The organism is Caulobacter segnis, assembly GCF_023935105.1.
GTDB classification, from domain to species: Bacteria; Pseudomonadota; Alphaproteobacteria; order Caulobacterales; family Caulobacteraceae; genus Caulobacter; species Caulobacter segnis_B.
The window spans coordinates 3152578-3171885 of sequence record NZ_CP096040.1 but is presented as its reverse complement, the minus strand read 5'-3'; the positions used below and the strand labels follow the sequence as shown (position 1 = coordinate 3171885).

At 68.7% G+C, this 19308-nt stretch carries 17 protein-coding genes; 7 read left to right on the top strand and 10 right to left on the bottom strand.

What is annotated here, in order from left to right:
* The first annotated feature begins 4 nt into the window (after positions 1-4).
* The 4 genes from MZV50_RS14955 to MZV50_RS14940 all read left to right on the top strand — a co-directional run bounded on the left by MZV50_RS14955 (position 5) and on the right by MZV50_RS14940 (position 4432).
* On the top strand, positions 5-1564 hold the full coding sequence (locus MZV50_RS14955) for an AMP-binding protein (RefSeq protein WP_252629994.1): 1560 nt from the start codon (positions 5-7) through the stop codon (positions 1562-1564).
* Complete coding sequence (locus MZV50_RS14950; protein WP_252629992.1) at positions 1564-2265, top strand: TetR/AcrR family transcriptional regulator; 702 nt, start codon at positions 1564-1566, stop codon at positions 2263-2265. Before MZV50_RS14955 ends, MZV50_RS14950 begins: the two co-directional genes overlap by 1 nt.
* Positions 2266-2366: 101 nt before the next feature.
* Positions 2367-3260: an SDR family NAD(P)-dependent oxidoreductase gene (locus tag MZV50_RS14945; RefSeq protein WP_252629990.1), complete on the top strand. Its 894-nt coding sequence runs from the start codon at positions 2367-2369 to the stop codon at positions 3258-3260.
* Positions 3260-4432 carry an acetyl-CoA C-acyltransferase gene (locus MZV50_RS14940; RefSeq protein WP_252629988.1) on the top strand — a complete coding sequence of 391 codons (1173 nt, stop codon included), beginning with the start codon at positions 3260-3262 and terminating at the stop codon, positions 4430-4432. The genes MZV50_RS14945 and MZV50_RS14940 overlap by 1 nt, the downstream gene beginning before the upstream one ends.
* Before the next feature lie 215 nt (positions 4433-4647).
* Here the strand turns inward: MZV50_RS14940 and MZV50_RS14935 are convergent, their stop codons facing one another.
* Entirely contained in the window at positions 4648-5667 is a 1020-nt protein-coding gene (locus MZV50_RS14935) for a serine hydrolase domain-containing protein (protein WP_252629986.1), read from the bottom strand.
* Positions 5668-5687: 20 nt separating this feature from the next.
* Positions 5688-6404, bottom strand: coding sequence for a GntR family transcriptional regulator (locus tag MZV50_RS14930; protein ID WP_252629984.1), 717 nt, complete (start codon positions 6402-6404; stop codon positions 5688-5690).
* A gap of 268 nt (positions 6405-6672) precedes the next feature.
* Between MZV50_RS14930 and MZV50_RS14925 the strand changes: the two genes are divergently transcribed.
* A complete protein-coding gene (locus MZV50_RS14925; protein WP_252629982.1) occupies positions 6673-7926 on the top strand; it encodes a M28 family peptidase in 1254 nt (417 codons plus the stop codon).
* On the opposite strand, the gene MZV50_RS14920 is transcribed toward MZV50_RS14925, so the two are convergent.
* The 8 genes from MZV50_RS14920 to MZV50_RS14885 form a co-directional block, all read right to left on the bottom strand.
* On the bottom strand, positions 7923-8543 hold the full coding sequence (locus MZV50_RS14920) for a glutathione S-transferase family protein (RefSeq protein WP_252629980.1): 621 nt from the start codon (positions 8541-8543) through the stop codon (positions 7923-7925). The genes MZV50_RS14925 and MZV50_RS14920 overlap by 4 nt on opposite strands.
* Positions 8544-8678: 135 nt before the next feature.
* The gene (locus MZV50_RS14915; RefSeq protein ID WP_252629978.1) at positions 8679-10034 is read right to left on the bottom strand and encodes an alginate export family protein; all 1356 of its coding nucleotides are present in this window, start codon (positions 10032-10034) and stop codon (positions 8679-8681) included.
* Positions 10031-10726: a YoaK family protein gene (locus MZV50_RS14910; protein ID WP_252629976.1), complete on the bottom strand. Its 696-nt coding sequence runs from the start codon at positions 10724-10726 to the stop codon at positions 10031-10033. The genes MZV50_RS14915 and MZV50_RS14910 overlap by 4 nt, the downstream gene beginning before the upstream one ends.
* Positions 10723-11151 carry a DoxX family protein gene (locus MZV50_RS14905; protein ID WP_252629974.1) on the bottom strand — a complete coding sequence of 143 codons (429 nt, stop codon included), beginning with the start codon at positions 11149-11151 and terminating at the stop codon, positions 10723-10725. The genes MZV50_RS14910 and MZV50_RS14905 overlap by 4 nt, the downstream gene beginning before the upstream one ends.
* A 2-nt stretch (positions 11152-11153) precedes the next feature.
* Positions 11154-13004, bottom strand: coding sequence for an amidohydrolase (locus tag MZV50_RS14900; protein ID WP_252629972.1), 1851 nt, complete (start codon positions 13002-13004; stop codon positions 11154-11156).
* A gap of 98 nt (positions 13005-13102) precedes the next feature.
* Positions 13103-13372 (bottom strand): DUF1427 family protein, encoded by a 270-nt coding sequence (locus tag MZV50_RS14895; RefSeq protein ID WP_252629970.1) that lies wholly within the window; start codon positions 13370-13372, stop codon positions 13103-13105.
* Between the two features lie 51 nt (positions 13373-13423).
* Positions 13424-14080, bottom strand: coding sequence for a hydrolase (locus MZV50_RS14890; RefSeq protein ID WP_252629969.1), 657 nt, complete (start codon positions 14078-14080; stop codon positions 13424-13426).
* 181 nt (positions 14081-14261) lie between these two features.
* Entirely contained in the window at positions 14262-15098 is an 837-nt protein-coding gene (locus tag MZV50_RS14885) for an alpha/beta fold hydrolase (RefSeq protein WP_252629967.1), read from the bottom strand.
* Positions 15099-15556: 458 nt separating this feature from the next.
* Between MZV50_RS14885 and MZV50_RS14880 the strand changes: the two genes are divergently transcribed.
* Positions 15557-18571, top strand: a complete 3015-nt coding sequence (locus MZV50_RS14880; RefSeq protein WP_252629966.1) for a sensor histidine kinase — start codon at positions 15557-15559, stop codon at positions 18569-18571.
* Positions 18568-19191: a response regulator gene (locus MZV50_RS14875; protein ID WP_252629964.1), complete on the top strand. Its 624-nt coding sequence runs from the start codon at positions 18568-18570 to the stop codon at positions 19189-19191. The genes MZV50_RS14880 and MZV50_RS14875 overlap by 4 nt, the downstream gene beginning before the upstream one ends.
* Positions 19192-19308 lie beyond the last annotated feature (117 nt).

Here is a 19308-nt window from a genome sequence, read left to right as displayed (position 1 = left end):
GCCGATGATCGACGGTGAGATGCAGGCGTTTTCTCTGACGCTGGACAAGTTTCTCGAGCACGCCGCCAAGTGGCGGTCCGACCGGGAGGTGACGACCGCGCGCGGCGACGGTCGGACCGACCGGATCAGCTACGCGGCGCTGATGAACCGCGCGAGGCGGGTCTCGGCCGTGCTGGCCGGCCTGGGCGTCAGGACGGGCGACCGGGTCGCGACCCTGGCCTGGAACAGCCAGGACCACGTCGAGGTCTGGTACGCGATCATGGGCATGGGGGCCGTGTGCCACACGCTGAACCCGCGCCTGACCGCCGAACAACTGGCGGATATGATCCTGCAATCGGAAGCCCGGATCCTGATTGCTTCGGCGGATCTGGCGCCGTTGGCCGCCGAGGTCCAGGCGTTCGCGCCGCACGTAGCGCGTCTGCTGATTATCGACGGCGAGGCTGCCGAGGGTGAAGCGCTGGCGCCGCTGGTCGATGACGCCGACGCGGTGGGAGTCGTCTGGGGCGACTTCGACGAGACCGCGCCATGCGGTCTGTGTTTCACCTCGGGCACCACGGGCGCGCCCAAGGGCGTGACCTATACGCACCGTTCCAGCTATCTCCACGCGTTGCGGGTCCTGCAGGTCGACTCCCTGGCGATATCGGGCGCGGACGCCGTGCTGGCGGTGGTGCCGATGTTCCACGCCAACGCCTGGGGGCTGCCGTTCGCCGCCACGGCAGTTGGGGCCAAGCTGGTCCTGCCGGGGCGTCACATGGACGGGGCCAGCCTGGCGCGCCTGATCGCCGAGGAGGAGGTCACCGTCGCCGTGGGCGTGCCGACCGTCTGGCTGGGCCTGGTCGAACACCTGGAGGCGACCGGCGGTGAGCTGCCGTCGCTGAAGCGCATCGTCGTCGGCGGCGCCCCGACCGCGCCGGCCCTGATGGAGCGGATCGAGCGTCGCCTGGGTGTCACCGTCCAGACCACCTGGGGCATGACCGAGCTGTCGCCCGTGGGCACGGTCGCGCCGCTGAGCGCGCCCCGCGAGGCGGCGATCTCCGGCCGTCCGGCCGTGGGCGTCGACTTCCTGCTGACCGACGCCGACGGCGTTGCCCTGGCGGAACAGCGCGACGTCGAGGGGCACCTGCGGGTGAAGGGCGCGGCGGTGATCGAGCGCTATTTCGGCTGCGACACGCCAGCGACCGACGCGGGCGGCTGGTTCGCGACCGGCGACCTGGCGCGCATCGACCGCGAGGGCAACCTGATGATCACCGGCCGCGCCAAGGACCTGATCAAGTCCGGCGGCGAGTGGATCAACCCTGCGGAGATCGAGGCGGTGGTCGGGGCGCTGCCCGAGGTGTCGCTGGCCGCCGTGATCGGCCGCGCCCACGACAGGTGGGGCGAGCGCCCGATCCTGCTGGTCGAGGTCCAAGCCGAGGTCAGCGACGAGACGCTGTTGGCCTGCCTCAAGGGGCGCGTGGCGTCGTGGTGGATCCCGGATGCGGTCGTCCGCCTGACGCGCATGCCCCTGGCGGCCACGGGCAAGATCGACAAGATCCGGCTGAGGTCGGAGTACGGCGGAAACTGATGCCCCCTGTGTCAGCAGCCCCGTCCACAGCCCCGCGTCGCCGCAAGGCCGAGCAGCGCGCCGAGAAGATGGAGCAGATCCTCGACGCGGCCGAGGAGTTGTTCTCGCGCCATGGCTTGCACGGCGTCACGCTGAAGGATGTGGCCCAGCGCGTGGGCGTGCACCACACGCTGATGAACTACTATTTCGACGACAAGAAGACCTTGTTCGACGCGGTTCTCGCCCGGCGGGCGGCCGTGACCAACGTGCAGCGGACGCGGGCGCTGGACGACTACGAGGCCGCCAGCGCGGGCCGGCCGACGGTGGAGGGCGCGCTGCGCGCCTTCCTCGACACCGACCTGGATCTCTACATCCAGGGCGGGGAGCGCTGGAAGAACTACGCCGCCGTCGTCGCCCAGGTCGCGGCCGCGCCCGAGTGGGGCGCGGACCTGATGGAGCAGCACTTCGATCCTGTCGTCCTGCGACTGGTCGAAATCCTCAGGAAGGCGCTGCCCGACGGCTCGGAGGCCGACATCTTCTGGAGCTATCAGTTCGTGACCGGCGCCCTGATGCTGACCTTGGCCCGCACGGGTCGGATCGACAAGCTGTCGCGCGGGGCCTGCCGGTCGGACGACTTCGCCGCCGTCAAGGACCGGATGGCGACATTCATGGCCGCCGGCTTCCTGTCGGTCTGTAGGCGAGAGGGCAGGGAGCAGACCTAGGCCGGAGCGTCGATCCCGGCGAGGTTTGTTCACAATATTCACTGCTGAGTTAGTGAAGGTAGATGCGAGCGTCGTTTCGCGAGCTTGAAGGGGATTTTTCGATGTTGCTGAACGGACGTATCGCGATCGTCACCGGAGCGGGCGGAGGGTTGGGCCGAGCCCACGCGCTGTATCTCGCCAGTCAGGGCGCCAAGGTGGCCGTCAATGACCTGACCCAGGAGTCGGCTGATCGGGTCGCCGCCGAGATCGTGGCCGCCGGCGGCGCGGCCATCGGCGTGGCGGCCTCGGTCACCGACGAGGCGGCGGTGACGGCGATGGTCGAGCAGGTCGTGGCCCGCTGGGGCCGGATCGACATCCTGATCAGCAACGCCGGCATCCTGCGCGACAAGAGCTTCGCCAAGATGACGCTCGACGACTTCCGCCTGGTGGTCGACGTGCACCTGATGGGCGCGGCCGTGTGCGCCAAGGCCGTCTGGGAGATCATGCGCGAGCAGGGCTATGGCCGCATCGTCATGACCACCTCGTCCTCGGGCCTCTACGGCAATTTCGGTCAGGCCAACTACGGCGCGGCCAAGATGGCGCTGGTCGGACTGATGCAGACCCTGGCCATCGAGGGCGAGAAGTACAACGTCCGGGTCAACTGCCTGGCGCCGACGGCGGCGACCGGCATGACCGAGGGCGTGCTATCGGAGGACAGCCTCCAGCGCCTGAACCCGGCCCTGGTCAGCCCGGGCCTGCTGGCCTTGGTCCATGACGACGCCCCGACCCGGGCGATCCTGTGCGCCGGCGCCGGCCACTTCGCCACCGCCAATATCACCCTGACCGAAGGTCGCTACGTCGGCGGCGGCGCGGACGCGGGCGAGGTGCTGATCCGCGAGTGGGACGGCGTAAGCGACCGGGCGGGTGAGATCGTGCCGGCCTACGGCTTCGCCCAGGCCGAGCGCGAGGTGGCCAGCGCCAGCCTGATCGCCAAGGTTGCCGGAGGGCGCGCGTGATGCGTCAGGCCGTCATCGTCTCCACGGCGCGCACGCCGATCGGCCGCGCCTATCGCGGCGCCTTCAACGCCACTCCGTCGCCGACCCTGGCCGCCCACGTCCTGTCCGCCGCCGTCGCGCGGGCGGGCGTGGCGCCGGACGAGATCGAGGATTGCATCCTCGGCTGCTCGCTGCCGCAGGGCTACCAGCATACCATCGGGCGCATGGCGGCGCTGCGGGCGGGCCTGCCTGTCACCGTGCCCGGCATGACCATGGACCGCCAGTGCTCGTCTGGCCTGATGACCATCGCCACGGCCGCCAAACAGGTCATCGTCGATCGCATGGACGTGATCGTCGCTGGCGGCGTTGAGTCGATCTCGCTGGTCCAGACGCCCGAACTGAGGGTCGATCAGGACCCGGGTCTGTTGGCTCTGCACGCCGACGCCTACATGCCGATGCTGGACACCGCCGAGACGGTCGCCGCCCGCTACGGGATCACCCGCGAAGCCTGCGACCTCTACAGCCTGGCCTCGCAATACCGCGCCGCCGCCGCCCAGCAGACGGGCCGCCTCGACGCCGAAATCGTGCCGATGACGACCACCATGAAGGTCGTCGACAAAGCCACCCAGGCGGTCTCGCATCGTCAGGTGACCCTGGAGCGTGACGAGGGCGTGCGGCCGGAGACGACGCTGGAGGGGCTCGCCGCCCTGAAGGCCGTGCGGGCGGGCGGCGTGGTCACCGCCGGCAACGCCAGCCAGCTGTCCGACGGCGCCTCGGCCTGCGTGGTGATGGAGGCGGGTCTCGCGGAGAAGCGCGGCCTGGAACCGCTGGGTCGCTATGTCGGCATGGCCGTGGCCGGGACCAAGCCCGACGAGATGGGCATCGGCCCGGTCTTCGCGATCCCGCGCCTGCTCGAACGGTTCGACCTGTCGATCGATGACATTGGCCTGTGGGAGCTGAACGAGGCCTTCGCCTGCCAGGTCGTCTATTGCCGCGACCGTCTGGGAATTCCGGACGAGCTCTTGAACGTCAACGGCGGCGCGATCGCCATGGGCCATCCCTACGGCATGTCGGGCGCGCGGCTGGTCGGCCATGCCTTGCTGGAAGGCAAGCGCCGGGGCGCCAGGCACGTCGTCGTCACGATGTGCGTCGGCGGCGGCATGGGCGCGGCCGGGCTGTTCGAAGTGCTGTAAGGGCAGGGGCTTCGACGCCCCGCCCGGCCTCCGGCCGTTCGTGGCTCGGCTCGCGGCGTTCAGCGCCTTCGCGGTCGGATTCGTGGCCCGGCCGATCGGCCGGCTGTTCGACCACTTCGGCGACCTGTTCGGCCGTAAGCGGGCTTTGGCCCCGCTGCAGCTGGTCGCCCTGCGGTTCATCCAGGGCCCGGCGCGCTCGGCGGGCCTGACGCGCTCTAGCCGAGCGCCTTCGCCAGGCGTAGCCACAGCTGTTGGTCGAAGTCCTTGTCGATCGCCGCCTGGCCGGTCCGCACGACCACCAGTTCGCGGCTGGGGACGACATAGAGTCGGCGGTCCATGGCGCCGAGCGCGGCGACCAGGTCGGCGGGCGCGGCGGGGATCAACTGGCCCGGCGTACGGACTCCGCCGGCGCGGATCGTCTCGACCCCGCCGTTCAGCCACCACAGTCGCCCATAGGCAGGGTTGGTCGCCGAACGGACGAACAGGGCCGATAGAGCCTCCTTAGACACGACCCGACGGCCATCACGCGCTAGGCCGCCGTCCAGCACCAGTTGGCCAAAGATGGCGATGTCGCGCGGCGTGGTGACGAGACCCGTGGCGTTGCCGGGGACGACCAGCGCGGCGGGGCGCTGACGCCAGGCGGTGTTGGTCATGCCCGCCGGCTTGGTCAGCCAGTCGTGGGTGATCTTCTCCAGCGGGGCCTTGGCGACCGCCGCCAGCACGCGCTTGGTCACGGCGTAGACGGGGGTGTTGTAGAAGAAGCGGTCTCCGGCCGGGGCGACATAGCCAAACGCCTCGTTCAGCCCCGAGGACATGGTCAGCAGGTGGATCACGCGGATCGCCTGCTCCTGCTCGGACGAGGCCTTGGACCAGCCCGACCCGATATAGTCCGAGACCGGCCTTTCGACGTCCAGCAGGCCCTTGTCGATCGCGATCGCCGCCAGCACGGCCACGAAGCTCTTCTGCTGCGAGGCGACGTCTTCCAGTAGGGCGCCATCCGGCGCAGGGCCGTAGGTGAAGGCCAGGCGGAAATTGGCGGCGTCGACGGGCAGGGGCCAATTACGCTCGACGAGGATCCGACGGTTCTGGACGATCAGGAAGCCGGTGGTCTTCTGGCCCTGGACGTAGTCCAGCACGGGCTGGAGGTCGGGCGTCGCGGTATCGGCCAGGACCGGGGTGGCCGCCAGGGCGCCGGCGCCGGCGAGCCAGCGGCGGCGTGAGATCGCGAACGTCATATCGTGTCCCGCTTCTGTGGCTATGCCGAGGCCTTTCGGGCGCGCGCCGGCCGCGTGTCCTCGGTCGGCGCCAGGCCGTAGCCGCGCGAGATCATCAGCCGCATGGCCTCGTTCTGCATGTGGTAGAGGATGTTGCGCGCGCCCTCCGAGGCCATGGCTCCGTCGCGCTTGGCCAGGCCCGCGCGCACGACGCGCCAGTGGGTGAACGGCGCGCCTTCGGTGCTCTCGGCCAGGCTGGCATACGAATAGTGCCAGCGCGTCTTGCGCCGGATGGACTCGATCATCTTCTGGGTGTCCGCGCTGGAGGCGCTGGCCAGGCGGCTGAAGATGTCCTCGCTCTGATGGATCAGGTCCTCGGCCGAGGCGCCGCTCTCGGACGCCTGGATCAGCTTGTCGACCAGCTCCAGGGTCTCGCCCATGTGCTTGGGCGTCGCGCGGATGCAGGCGAAGCGGGCGGCGCAGCCATAGAGCGCGGCGCGGACCTCGTAGAGGTCGAACACCTCCTGCACCGAGGTCGACGCGACGTAGGCGCCGCGGTTCTCCTCGATCACCACCAGGCCGTCGTCGGCCAAGGTGCGCAGCGCCTTGCGGGCGATCGTACGACCCACGCCGAACGCGTTGCAGATCCGGACCTCGCGCAGCCATTCGCCAGGCGAGAGCAGGCCGTCCTGGATCTGGCGGCGAAGCGCATCGGCGAGCGTCTCGGTGTTTTGCGACGTCTCAACGGTGGCTGGCATGGTGGGGCGGACCTTGGATCGTGGATCGGCATCTTGACCGCGAAAGGGTCGAGCGACCTATTGGCGATCAATATGATGCATATGTTCTGATAATTTCTATAGTATTGTTGTACAATTATATTGACGTCGGAAAGCCCGACATGTGTGCTCCCATCAAAAGGGCCTGCTCAAGACGGTTGGCGCCAACACCGTCCATCGTTGATGAGCTTTAGTCCTGGGAGAGGCTGGTATGAGCGCGTCGCGTCGGGACCTTATTCTAGGAGCGGGCGTGCTCGCGACTGGCGCGGCGACGGCGGTGCGCGCGGCGCCAGCCATCGCGCCGCCCGACGCGGCTTGGCTGCAGGCCGTGCTCGAACGTTTCGCGGGCTTTGGGATCAAGGCTTCGGGCGGGGCGGGGGATACGGCCAGCGGCGTGTGGCTGGAAAGCGACCTTACGGCGCTCGGCTTCCGTTGCGAGCGCCAGGCGTTCCAGGTCCCCTATGCCGAGGTTCGCGAGGCGACCCTGGCGGTCGACGATCGGGTCGCGCCGGTGTTTCCGCAGGCCCTCGTGAAGACCACGGGCGTCAACGGGCTGACCCTACCGCTCAAGTTGGCCGGCGCCGGTGGCGTATTGGACGGGGCGATCGCCCTGGTCGTGCTGCCGTTCGGCCGCTGGATCAGCATGGCCCAGCCGCCGGTGGATCTCGCGCTGGCGGACGCCTTCGACCGTGGCGCGGCGGCGGCCGTCGTCGTCACCACTGGTCCGACGGGCGAGACGATCGGCCTGAACGTCAGCGCGACCAAGCCCGGCTTCCGGAGGCCCGTCGTCATCCTGGCGCCCAAGGACGCCGAGCCGTTCTTAGCGGCCGCCAAGGTCGGCGCGACGGTGACCCTGACGGTCGATGCGGAGGTTGGCAAACGGTCCGCGTTCAACCTGATCGGGCGGCTGGATCGGGGCGCGGCCCAGACCTTGATCGTCACCACGCCGCGCTCGGGTTGGTTCACCTGCGCGGCCGAGCGCGGCGCCGGCGTCGCCGTCTGGCTGTCATTGGCCCACGCGCTGACGGCCGCCAAGCCTGGCGTGAACCTGGAGTTCGTCGCCACCAGTGGGCACGAGTACATCTATCTAGGCGGCGAGCAGTACCTGGAACACCACGCGCCCAAGCCCGCCGACACCCGCCTTTGGGTCCATATCGGGGCCAGCGCGGCGGCGCGGGACTGGCACGAACTGGCCACCTTAAGGCCGCTGCCCAGCGCCGACTCGCAGCGCGTGCTGACCGCCACGCCCGACCTGCTCGAGCCGACGCGGGCCGCTTTCAAGGGCCTGAATGGCCTGGAGGCTGTCTACGAAGCGAACAAGGCCAATGCCGGCGGCGAACTAGTCAACGTGATCGAGGCAGGCTACCGCTCGGCGATCGGCCTCTACGGCGGTCACCGCTTCTTCCACACCGCGGGTGACGACATGCGCTGCGTGTCGGGCGATCTGGTACAGCCGGTGGCCAAGGCGTTCCGGGCAGCCATCGACGGGGCGCTGCGGACCTAGGCCTGGGCCTGCGCCGCCTTCGCAGCCTGGAAGCCGGGGCGGGCGGCCAGGCGCTCCCAATAGGCCGAAATCTCAGGGCTGAACTTGTGGTCCAGCCCCAGGTCTCGCGCCAGCAGCAGGGCGTAGCCGACGCAGATGTCGGCCATGGTGAAACGCCCGGCGCACAACCATTCGCGGTCCGCCAGGGCGCGGGTCAGGTGTCGCAGGCGCGACAGAAACCATTGGGCATAGTCGTCGGCCGCCTGTTTCAACCGGCGCGCCTCGGGCTCCAGCCGGGTGTAGCGCAGCACGATCGTCTGCGGGAATGTCAGGGTCGCCTCGCTGCGATGCAGCCAGTCCAGCCACGGCCCGTAGTCCGGCTCCTCGACGCCGACGGCCAGCGGCGAGGGCCCATAGCGGGTGGCCAGATACTGCGGGATCGCGGCGGACTCGGTCATCCGCACCTCGCCGTCGATCATCAGCGGGATGGTGCCTAGAGGATTCTCTTGCAGATAGTCTGGCCGCAGGATGCGCGGTGGGAAGGGCAGGAGGTGCAGGCGGTAGTTCAGGCCCATCTCCTCCAGGGCCCACAGCGCGCGGAAGGAGCGCGCGTCGACGCAGTGATAGAGCTCGATCATGCCCGGCCGTTTCCATCCCGATCTTGCCGCGATCAGGCTCTGGGGCGAGCAGCTTTGTCAAATCTGACTGTACGGCGATCACAATCGTTTTGTCCGGAAGCTACTTGCGATCCGTCCGCCCCGCGCCGAGTGACATCAGAAGCGGATCTGCGTGAACAGCACCGCCAGGTTCACCGGCTTTCCGCCGAGGGCTCGGATCGCCGGACCGGCCTCTTGGTGGACCAACTGGGCCTGGAGCTTCAGGTTGCGGTTGACCTGCCACGTCCCGTCCAGCTGGGTCGCGCCGCCGACGGCCTTGGCGTGGTCGCCGCCGATGGGGGCCAGCGGGGCCAGGGGCTGAATGTAGATAGCGTCCGCGCCCGTCCAGCGACGGTGCGTCGTGTAGCTGACTTCCAGGCTGACGCCCTTGCGCGGCGTCACGCCCAGGCTAGGGCGGACCGAAACCAGATTGCCCCAACTGAACAGGGTGGTCTCGTTGAAATAGGCCCCCTTGGGAAACAGAGGGTTGAAGGTCCCGAGCGTGCCGTCGGTCGGATCCTTGTCGCCCGACCCGACGTCCAGGCGCAAAGCCAGGCGAGGCTTCCACGACTGATCCAGCGTGTAGCCGCCGCTGGCCGAGGCGGCGAAGGCGCGGATCCTGCGTCCCGCGAAGCGACCGCCTTGAATCACGCCTTCGGTATCATAGTCGAAGGCCCCGGCCGTTCCGGCCAGGCGCGCGCCGAGACTGATGCGGCGCTCGTCGCCGTTGACGGCGCCGAACCGCACGCGATCGCGCTCCAGGCCCAGGGTGTAGACGTCCAAAGTCTGGCGCGGCGACAGCTTCGCCGAGGCATAGAGGCCGTAGAAACGCTGGGTGCGGCTGCGCTCGTCGTCGAAGGCGCCGGGCGAGGGCGTCACGGGCTGCAGGTAGAAGGCGTCCAGCTTCAGGTTTCCGGACGCGCGCGTGACGCGAAGGCCATCGAAGCTTTGGCGGATGTTGGGCGACTCCCGGACGGCGATGAAGCGCTGGGTCGGGTTCAACTGCAGCTCCTGGCGGCCCAGGCGCACCCGCCAGCCGGCGGCGGGGGCGAGATCGACGAACAGCACCTGGGCGTCGACACCGTCGCGGTCGATGGCGGCCGGCGCGTCGCGCTTGCCGATGTCGCGATGCAGGCCAAGCTCGCCATAGACGCGCAGCGCGGGCGTCAGGCGCAAGTCGCCGCTCAGCAGCAGGCGGCCCAGGGCGAAGGTGTCGGGCCGCTCGCTATCCAGGCCGAAGCGGGGAGAGTCGATCGCGTCGACCCTCAGCCGCGCTTCGCCGCCCAGGCTGAGATAGGCCTCGCCGCCCAGCGGAATATAGCGCAGCGGGTCCAGGCCCTGGCGATCCTGGACGTCGCGCAGGTAGCCGTAGTCCTCGTCCGAGCGGACCGGCTTGAAGGCGGGGGCGTCGGCCGCCTGGGCCGAGCCGGCCAAGGCCATGGCGGCCAGCAGAACAGCCGTGCTGCGGTTCACGACCGTTCCCCACGGAGGGCGTGGAGCGCCGCCAGCAGGGCGACCACGATCACGCCCAGGGCAAGGCTCCAGGCCCCGGCGACCAGCACGCCGACCGCGCCGCCGATGGCCCCGAGCGCGAAGGCGGCGACCGGCGGCCAGGTCTTGAGGATCCGCGCCTTCAGCGCGTCGTCGGGACGGCCGCGTGCGATAAAGAGGTCGACGATGTCGATCGCCAGCTGGGTGACGTTGCCGGTCATCATGGTGGTCGGCGCCAGGTGGGTGAAGACCACGCGGGCGCCGACGTTCTGCACCGCCATGGCGACCACGCCCACCAGGCCGGCCAGCATCACCGCCGGCTCATTGGCGCTGGCGGCGGGCAGGGCGCGGGCGGTCAGCAGCATGAAGACCAGCAACAGGGCGGCCTGCAAGGCCAGGACCAGCACCTCGCAGGGCTGCCCCTGGGCGTTGCGCCAGCGGATGAGGGCGTAGGTGGCGGCGGCCGACCCGATGAACACCGGCAGGGCCAGCAGCTTGGTGGCCAGGCCGCCGGCGTCGCCGGCCAGGCCGACGCCCAGCATGACGATGTTGCCGGTGGCGTGGGCGACGAACAGGCCGAACAGCAGCACGAAGCCGATCACGTCGACATAGCCGCCGACGAAGGCCATGCCCATGCCGGTCACGCCGGCCAGACGGGTGGGGCGGGGGATCATGCGGCGCGCTCCCGACGGTCGAGCATCGCCACCAGCACGAAGCCGCCGATCAGGCCGATGTGCTCGACGAAGGCGTTCATGGCCGTGAAGCGGTCGTGACCCGCAGCCATCGCCCAGAAGGCGTTGGCCTTGAAGGCGGCCAGCAGGGTGAAGACGCCCAGCATCCCCGCGCCCAGCCACAGCCAGCGACGGGTCAGGATCAGCACAGGGCCGACGATCTCGACGGCGATGGTCAGCACGGCCCAGAACGCTGGCGGGGTCATGCCGAAATGGACCTGCTCGGCGACGGCGCCGGGAAAGTCGCTGGCCTTGACGGCCGCGCCCAGCAGATAGGCGCTGACCAGGGCCAGGCGAGCGATCAAGGCGGTGGGCGGCCAGTCGAGCACGGCGTTGACGAAGCGCGGGTTTTCTTGCGAGCGGATCATGGTCACACCGCCCAGCAGCCGCAGCCCATCGCGCCCCAGAACGAGCGCGCGTCGGACGTCGGCGCTTCCCGCGTGTAGGCGGAAGCGTGATCGTGGCCGTGGACATTGCAGCTGCTGGCGCAGCCGCAGGCGGACGCCAGGGCCCGGGCATGGCCGCGCGAGCGATCCTGATAACCGCCGAAGGTCCGCACCGGCGACCAGTCGGGCATGGGCGGCGGCAGCACCGGGGCCAGCTTGGTGAAGTCGCCCTCGCCATGGACGACCTTGCCGCCCAGCAAGGTTAGCACCGACGACAGGTGCGGGATCTCGTCCTCGGTCACGGTCATGTAGTCGTCACTGAGCACCGCCAGGTCCGCCAGCTGGCCGACGGCGATCTGGCCCTTCTTGCCTTCCTCGTTCGAGAACCAGGTGTTGGCGGTGGTCCACAGGCGCAGGGCCTCCTCGCGGTCGACGCGGTTGGCCGGCGGATAAAGGCGTGTGCCGCCCACCGTCTTGCCGGTCACCAGCCAATTCAGCGAGACCCACGGGTTGTAGCTGGCCACTCGTGTGGCGTCGGTGCCGGCTCCGACGGGGATGCCAGCTTTCAGCATCTTGCCGATTGGCGGGGTCGCCTCGGCGGCCTTGGCCCCATAGCGCTCCATGAAGTACTCGCCCTGATAGGCCATCCGGTGCTGAACGGCGATGCCGCCGCCCAGGGCCGCGATGCGGTCGATGTTGCGATCGCTGATGGTCTCGGCGTGGTCGAAGAACCAGTGCAGGCCGTCGAACGGGACGTCCTTGTTGACCTTCTCGTAGACATCCAGCGCTCGGCTGATGGTCTCGTCATAGGTGGCGTGCAGGCGCCAGGGCCAGCGGTTCTCGGCGAGGTGGCGGATCACCGGCTCCAGGTCGGTTTCCATGTTGGCCGGCATCTCGGGCCGCTCGACCCGGAAGTCCTCGAAGTCGGCGGCGCTGTAGACCAGCATCTCACCCGCGCCGTTGTGGCGATACTTGTCATCGCCCTGACCCGGCTTGACCTGCTTGGACCACGACTGGAAGTCCGACAGCTCGGCCTTCGGCTTCTGGGTGAACAGGTTGTAGCTGATGCGCAGGGTCAGCTGGTCATCGATGTGCAGCTTCTCGATGATCGCATAGTCGTCGGGATAGTTCTGGAAGCCGCCGCCGGCGTCGATCACCCCGGTCACGCCCAGGCGGTTCATCTCGCGCATGAAGTGGCGGGTGGAGTTGAGCTGGTACTCTTCCGGCAGCTTCGGGCCCTTGGCCAGGGTGGCGTAGAGAATCGTCGCGTTGGGCTGGGCCAGCAGCAGGCCGGTCGGCTCGCCCGAGGCGTCGCGCTGGATCTCGCCGCCCGGCGGATTGGGCGTGTCCTTGGTGTAGCCGACGGCGCGCAGGGCGGCGCGGTTGAGCAGCGCGCGGTCGTAAAGATGGAGGATGAACACCGGCGTCTCGGGCGCGGCGGCGTTGATCTCGTCCAGGGTTGGCAGGCGCTTCTCGACGAACTGGTGCTCGGTGAAGCCGCCGACGACGCGCACCCACTGGGGCGGCGGGGTATTGGCGGCCTGTTTCTTCAGCATGGCCATGGCGTCGGCCAGGGTCGGCACGCCGTCCCAGCGCAGTTCCATGTTGTAGTTCAGCCCGCCACGAATGATGTGCATGTGGCTGTCGATCAGCCCGGGGATCACGCGGCGACCCTTCAGGTCGATGATCGTCGGGTTGGGCCCGGCGGCGGCGCGGACGTCGCGTTCTTCACCGACGGCGGCGAACTTGCCATCGCGGATCAGGGCGGCGTCGGCGCGCGGATTGCCGCGATCGAGAGTCGTGAACTTGCCGTTGATGAGGAGCAGGTCGGTCATGGAGCCGGGCCTCCGAGGCTGGGCGAAAGCGGAACTGGAGAGGAGGGCCGCGCCGAGGGCGACGGCTTGTCGACGATCGAGGGAGCGGTGGTTGAAGGTCATGCCTGCTTTCCCTCCGGGTCTGGACCCTCGCCCGCGACGGCCTGAGGGCCAAGAACCTGGCCGGCGCAGTCGGGTGTCTTGAGATAGGCCACGACGGGCGCCCTGGTCAGCAGGCGCTTGGCGATCGGAACCGCCTGTTCGCCCAGCAGCATGCCAAGTAGACCCAGCAGGGCGATGGCCGGCGGCGCCGGCGATCGCACCCCCAACAGGGAATAGATCACCCCGACCAGCAGGCCGACACCGATGGACAACAGATAGGGTTTCATCGCCACGCTCCGGCGCAAGTCGGGCGAGGCTGACGCCTCGCCCGGAGATTGTCAGTGGCCTTCGGACGCGTTGAACATCGTCTTGGCGTAGGTGATGCCTAGGCCATAGGCGCCGCCGAACTTGCGGGCCACGCCGGTGGTCATGTCGTAGGTTTCGCCGCGGGCCCAATCGCGCTGCATTTCCAGCAGGTACTGCAGGGCGGTCATCGGCTGGGCGCCGGCCTGGACCATGCGGGTCACGGCGCGCTCGTGCGCTTCGGTCGAGATGTCGCCGCTGGCGTCGGTGATCACGAAGACCTCGAAGCCCTGGTCGATGGCCGAAAGCGCTGGACCGACGATGCAGACACCAGTCCACAGGCCAGCCAGCACGATCCGCTTCTTGCCGATGGCGTTGACCTCGTCGATCACCGCCTGGTCCTCCCAGGTGTTCATCGAGGTGCGGTCCAGCAGCGCCTTGCCGGGGAAGGGATCGGTGACCTCCGAGAACATCGGGCCCGAGAAGCTCTTCTCGGCGACGGTCGTCAGGATTGTCGAGACGCCGAAGCCGGCTGCGGCGCTGGCGACCAGGGCCGCGTTGGCGCGCAGCAGGCTGGCGTCGATCGACTTGGTGGCGAAGGCCATCTGCGACTGGAAGTCGATCATGATCAGGGTGTGATCGGTGGGGGTGAGCAGGCGCGCGCCGGGGGCGGCCTTGGCTTGCAAGGTCATGACTTGGCTCCGTTTTTCCTGGGTTGGGCGGGCCGGTTCGACCGCCGCGTTTGATCCGATGAGGAGAGTTTGGCCTCTATCGGTGTGCTCAGAAATGGAAATGATGGAAATCCATCGTTTCCAAAATGGCGATGTCGAGGAGGTGGTGATGCGCCCGGCGGGCGCATCACCACAGCCGACCCTAGGCCTTGAAGAAGGCCAGGAGGTCGGCGTTGATCGTGTCGGCTTCGGTGGTCGCCATGCCGTGCGGGAAGCCCGGATAGGTGATCAGCTTGCCGTGCTTGAGCAGCTTGATCGCCTGGCGCGCCGCGGCGTCGATCGGCACGACCTGGTCATCCTCGCCGTGCAGCACCAGCACCGGCACGTCGATCTTCTTGAGATCCTCGGTGAAGTCGGTTTCCGAGAAGGCCTTCACGCAGTCGTAGAGCGGCTTGACGCCCGCCTGCATGCCTTGGCGCCACCAGTTGTCAATGATCCCCTCGGAGACCTTCGCGCCGGGACGGTTGAAGCCGTAGAACGGACCGGCGGCGACATCGCGGAAGAACTGGGCGCGATTGAACGCCGTGCCGTTACGGAAGCCGTCGAAGACCTCCATCGGCAGGCCGATCGGATTGGCCGGGGTCTTCAGCATGATCGGCGTGACCGCCCCGACCAGCACGGCCTTGCCCACGCGGCCCGGCTTGGCGCGGGCGACGTAGTGGGCGACCTCGCCGCCGCCGGTCGAGTGGCCGACGTGGAAGGCGTTCTTCAGGTCCAGTTGGTCGGCCAGGGCGATGACGTCGGCGGCGTAGGTGTCCATCTCGTTGCCGCTGTCGGTCTGGGTCGAGCGGCCATGACCTCGGCGGTCATGGGCGATGACGCGATAGCCCTTCAGCAGGAAGAACATCATCTGGTTGTCCCAGTCGTCGGCCGACAGCGGCCAGCCGTGGTGGAACACGATCGGCTGGGCGTCCTTGGGACCCCAGTCCTTGTAGTAGATCTGGACGCCGTCCTTGGTGGTGACGAAGCCGCTGCTCATGACGTGAGATCCTTTGTCTTGGGTGGACGACGCTGGATTGGCCAGCGCCGAGGAAACGGAGGGCAAGGCCGCGAGGGCCGCGGCGCCCGCGCCGGCGACGAGAACACGCCGCCGCGTCGCGCGCGTGTCGATAGGGTTGTGGTCGGTCACCTTTGAAGCCCCGCAGAGAGTGGAAATCTTGAATGAAACGGACGCAGCGCTCAGGGGAGGGCGACCCGCCTGGCGAGTCGTCGTGGAAGATCCTGCCGGCGTTCTTTTCTTGGTTGGCGGGAGCGTGGCGCGCGCCCGACGACGCGTAAATCTCGGGCGGGTTAGACGAAGCTGACACTGATGGGCGACCAGCGCCCACCTGAAAGGCGCTGGCGATCGCCAAAAGGGTGGGCCTGGCCTAGCCCGCTCGATATTGAGACGACGGCACGCCCGCGGTTAGGCAGGCGGGCGGTGATCGAAGGACCCCCATGGTGAGTGGCTTTGCAAGGATCGGCTGCGCGGCTTTGCTGGCCGCCGCGTTCCTGGCGGGGCCAGCCTGGGCGCTGGATCCGCAGCGCGCCATCGGCCAGTACAAGCACACCCGTTGGACCGTCGAGGACGGCGCGCCCAGCAGTGTCGAGGTGATCGCCCAGACGGCGGATGGCTATCTGTGGCTCGGTACGCCGCTGGGCCTCTATCGGTTCGACGGGATGACCTTCGAGCCCATGCGGCCGCCCCGACCGGCGTACAGCATGGCCGACCGGGTGGTCAGCCTGATGGTGACCCGGTCGGGCGCGCTTTGGGCGGGCTACGAGTCCGGCGGGATCGCGGTCTACGAGCACGGGCGCTTCCGTCTCGTCTATGATCCGAAGATCTTCCGCGCGGTCACGATCCGCATGGCCGAGGGGCGGGACGGGACGATCTGGGCGGCGACGACCAATCCCAAGGTCCATCTGGCGCGCTTCGCCAAGGGGGCGTGGCGACCGGTCGACGACATCACGGGACTGCCCGACCAGGATCTGAGCGACATACTGGTCGCGCGGGATGGGACGGTGTGGGTGGCGACCGATCACCACGTCGCGCGGCTGTCGCCCGGGGAAGCGCGCTTCAAGGTGATCCGCTCGGACCTGGCCGAAGGGATCGGCCTTGCTCAGGATGGTCAGGGGCGCATCTGGGCGTCCGACGCGCGCGGGACGCGAGTGATCGACGGGGCGGCGGCGGAGCTTCCATATCCGAGCCGCAGCCGTATCACCCGCATCCTGATCGATCGCGACCAGAACCTCTGGGGCGCTCAGCATCCGGATGGCGTGTTCCGCATCCGGACGGCCCAGGCGGGGCGCTCGAACTCGCCCGGACCCGAGACCTTCTCGGTCGCGCAGGGCCTCAGCTCCGCCATGGCCTATGCGGTCTTCGAGGACCGCGAGAGCAACATCTGGGTGGCGACGATACGCGGGCTGGACCGTTTTCGGCCCGCCAGCCTGGTTAGCGAGCCGGTAGTGCCGGCCAGTTCGCCGTACGGCTACGTTGTGTTCGCGGACGCGCGCGGCGTTGTCTATGTCAGCGACTCGACGACGCTGTACCGGGCGCTTCCAGGCGGACCGCTGAAGCCCTTTGTTCGCGACCTCGGTCCCGTCAGCACCATGTGCGACGCGGCCGATGGCGGACTTTGGGTCGGGCTGGGAGACCGGTTCGTCCACATCGCGGACGGCAAGCTCAGGCCGGCGCCGCGACCGAATTTCCCGAACCTCTATGCCTCCGCCTGCGTCCACGACGCTCATGGCGCGCTTTGGGCGGCCGGTTTCATGGCGGGTCTTCTGCGCTATGACGGTCGGGAGTGGACCGCCTCTCTGCCCAAGCCTCTGGGCCTGGCGATCACGGCCTTGGCGTCCGACTGGCGCGGCCGGATCGTGGCTGACGGCGGGCGCGGCGCGGTGCTGATCGACGGGCCGGATGTGCGGACGATCACGACACCGCCCCGTCCCATGCGCGGCGGCACCATGCCCATGGCCGATGGTCCGCTGGGCGTATTGTCGGGCAGCGATCGTGGCCTGACCCGTTTCCAGGACGATCGAACCCAATTCATCTCCCGCGACCGCTTCCCGTTCATCGGCTTCAGCCATGGCATGGCGCAAACCGATCGTGAGACCTGGCTATTGGGCGCCGCAGGCCTCGTCAGGATGCAGAACGCCGACCTGGAGCGCGCCTTCCAGGATCCGAGGGCGCCGCTGCCCGCGCGGATCTTCGATCTGAAGGACGGGCTGCCCGGGCCGGCGTCCTACAAGTATCGCTCCGATCTGGCCGTCGGCGGTGATGGTCGGATCTGGATCGCCACGACGACCGGGATCGCCTGGCTCGACCCGGCGCGCTTGCCCGTCAACACCGTTCCGCCGCCCGTCACGATCCGAAGCATCGTCGTGGACGGTGTGCGCACCGACGGCCCGACGTCGCTCGTCCTGCCTCGGGGCGCGAAGACGGTCGAGATCGACTATGCCGCGCTCAGCCTGGCCATCCCCGAACGGGTGCGCTTCCGTTATCGCCTGGAAGGCGTCGACACCGACTGGGTGGAAGCCGGCGCGCGGCGGCAGGCTTTCTACACCAACCTCAAGCCCGGCAAGTACGTGTTCCGCGTGCGGGCGGCCAACAACGACGGCGTCTGGAATGAACAGGGCGCCAGCCTGACCCTGGAGCTGCCGCCGACCCTGTTCCAGAGCCGCCTGTTCCTGCTGCTGTGCGCGGGCGTGGCGGCGGGCCTGCTGACGGGCGCATATCATTGGCGGATGCGGAACATGAGCGAGCGTCTGCAGGCGGGTCTCCGCGAGCGGATGGCCGAGCGCGAACGCATCGCGCGCGAGCTGCATGACACCCTGCTGCAGGGCGTCCAGGGACTGATCCTGAAGTTCCAGTCGGCGACCCGCCAGGTGCCGCCCGAGCTGCCGGCCCGCGACCAGCTGGAGCGCGCCCTGGATCGCGCCGAGGACGTGGTCGTCGAGGCCCGAGACCGTGTGCGCAGCCTGAGGTCCGGTGCGGCCGGGGACCTGGTCGCGACCCTGACCGAGGTGGCGGAGACCATGCGCTCACCGGGCTCGACCGAGACCGTCGTCATGGCCCAGGGGCGGGCGGCGGATCTGCATCCGCTGGTCGCCGACGAGATCGAGCGGGTGGTCATCGAGGCCTTGTTCAACGCCCATCGTCACGCCCGCGCCACCAAGATCGACGTGGTCGTGGCGTTCGAGCCGCGCCGATTGCGGGTCAGCGTCCATGACGACGGCGTTGGCGTCGAGCCGGCCATTCTGGAAGCCGGCGGGCGGGAAGGGCACTTCGGTCTGGCCGGCATGCGCGAGCGGGCCCGCAAGATCCGTGGGACTCTGACGATCCGCAGCGCGCCGGGGCGAGGAACCGAGGTCGAGCTGGTCGCGCCGGCCAATGTGGCCTATGCGACGCGTCCGGCGGCCCGCTGGGCGTGGTTGCGGCCGTGGTCGGCCGGGCAGGAGGCGAAGCGGTGAGCGACAGCATCTCGGTCCTGATCGTCGACGATCATCCGCTGCTGCGCGAAGGCGTCGCCGCCGTGCTGGACGCCGAGGCCGACATCACCGTCGTCGGCGAGGCCAAGGACGGCGCCGAGGCCGTCGAGGCCTTCGCGCGCCTATCCCCCGACGTCGTGCTGATGGACCTGCAGATGCCGGGCATGGACGGCGTCGACGCCATCGGCGAGATCCGGTCCGCCGCGCCCGAGGCCAGGATCATCGTCCTGACGACCTATGCCGGCGATGTCCGGGCGTTGCGCGCCCTAAAGGCGGGGGCCAGCGGCTATCTGCTGAAGAGCAGCCTGCGCCGAGAGCTGATCGATACGATCCGCGCGGTCCACGGCGGCCGCCGCTATCTGAACCCGCAGGTGGCTCACGACATCGCGCTCAACGCGATCGGCGAGCCGCTGACGGATCGCGAGATCGACGTCCTGAAGAGCGTGTCCATGGGCCGCGCCAACAAGGAGATCGCGCGGCTGCTGTCGCTGTCGGAAGACACGGTGAAGAGCCATATGCGCAGCATCTTCACCAAGTTGGATGTCACCGACCGGACCCAGGCGGTCACCGTCGCCCACCGCCGGGGCATCATCCTTCTGTAGGTCGCGTTCTTTCCGCTCATTTGTCTGACAAAATGCTTTTCCCGGGATCGCGGTCGATGCAGTCTGCGCGGCGGTTGAGACGGTGTGGCTTGAATCGCGCCGCATGGGGAGCCGCAG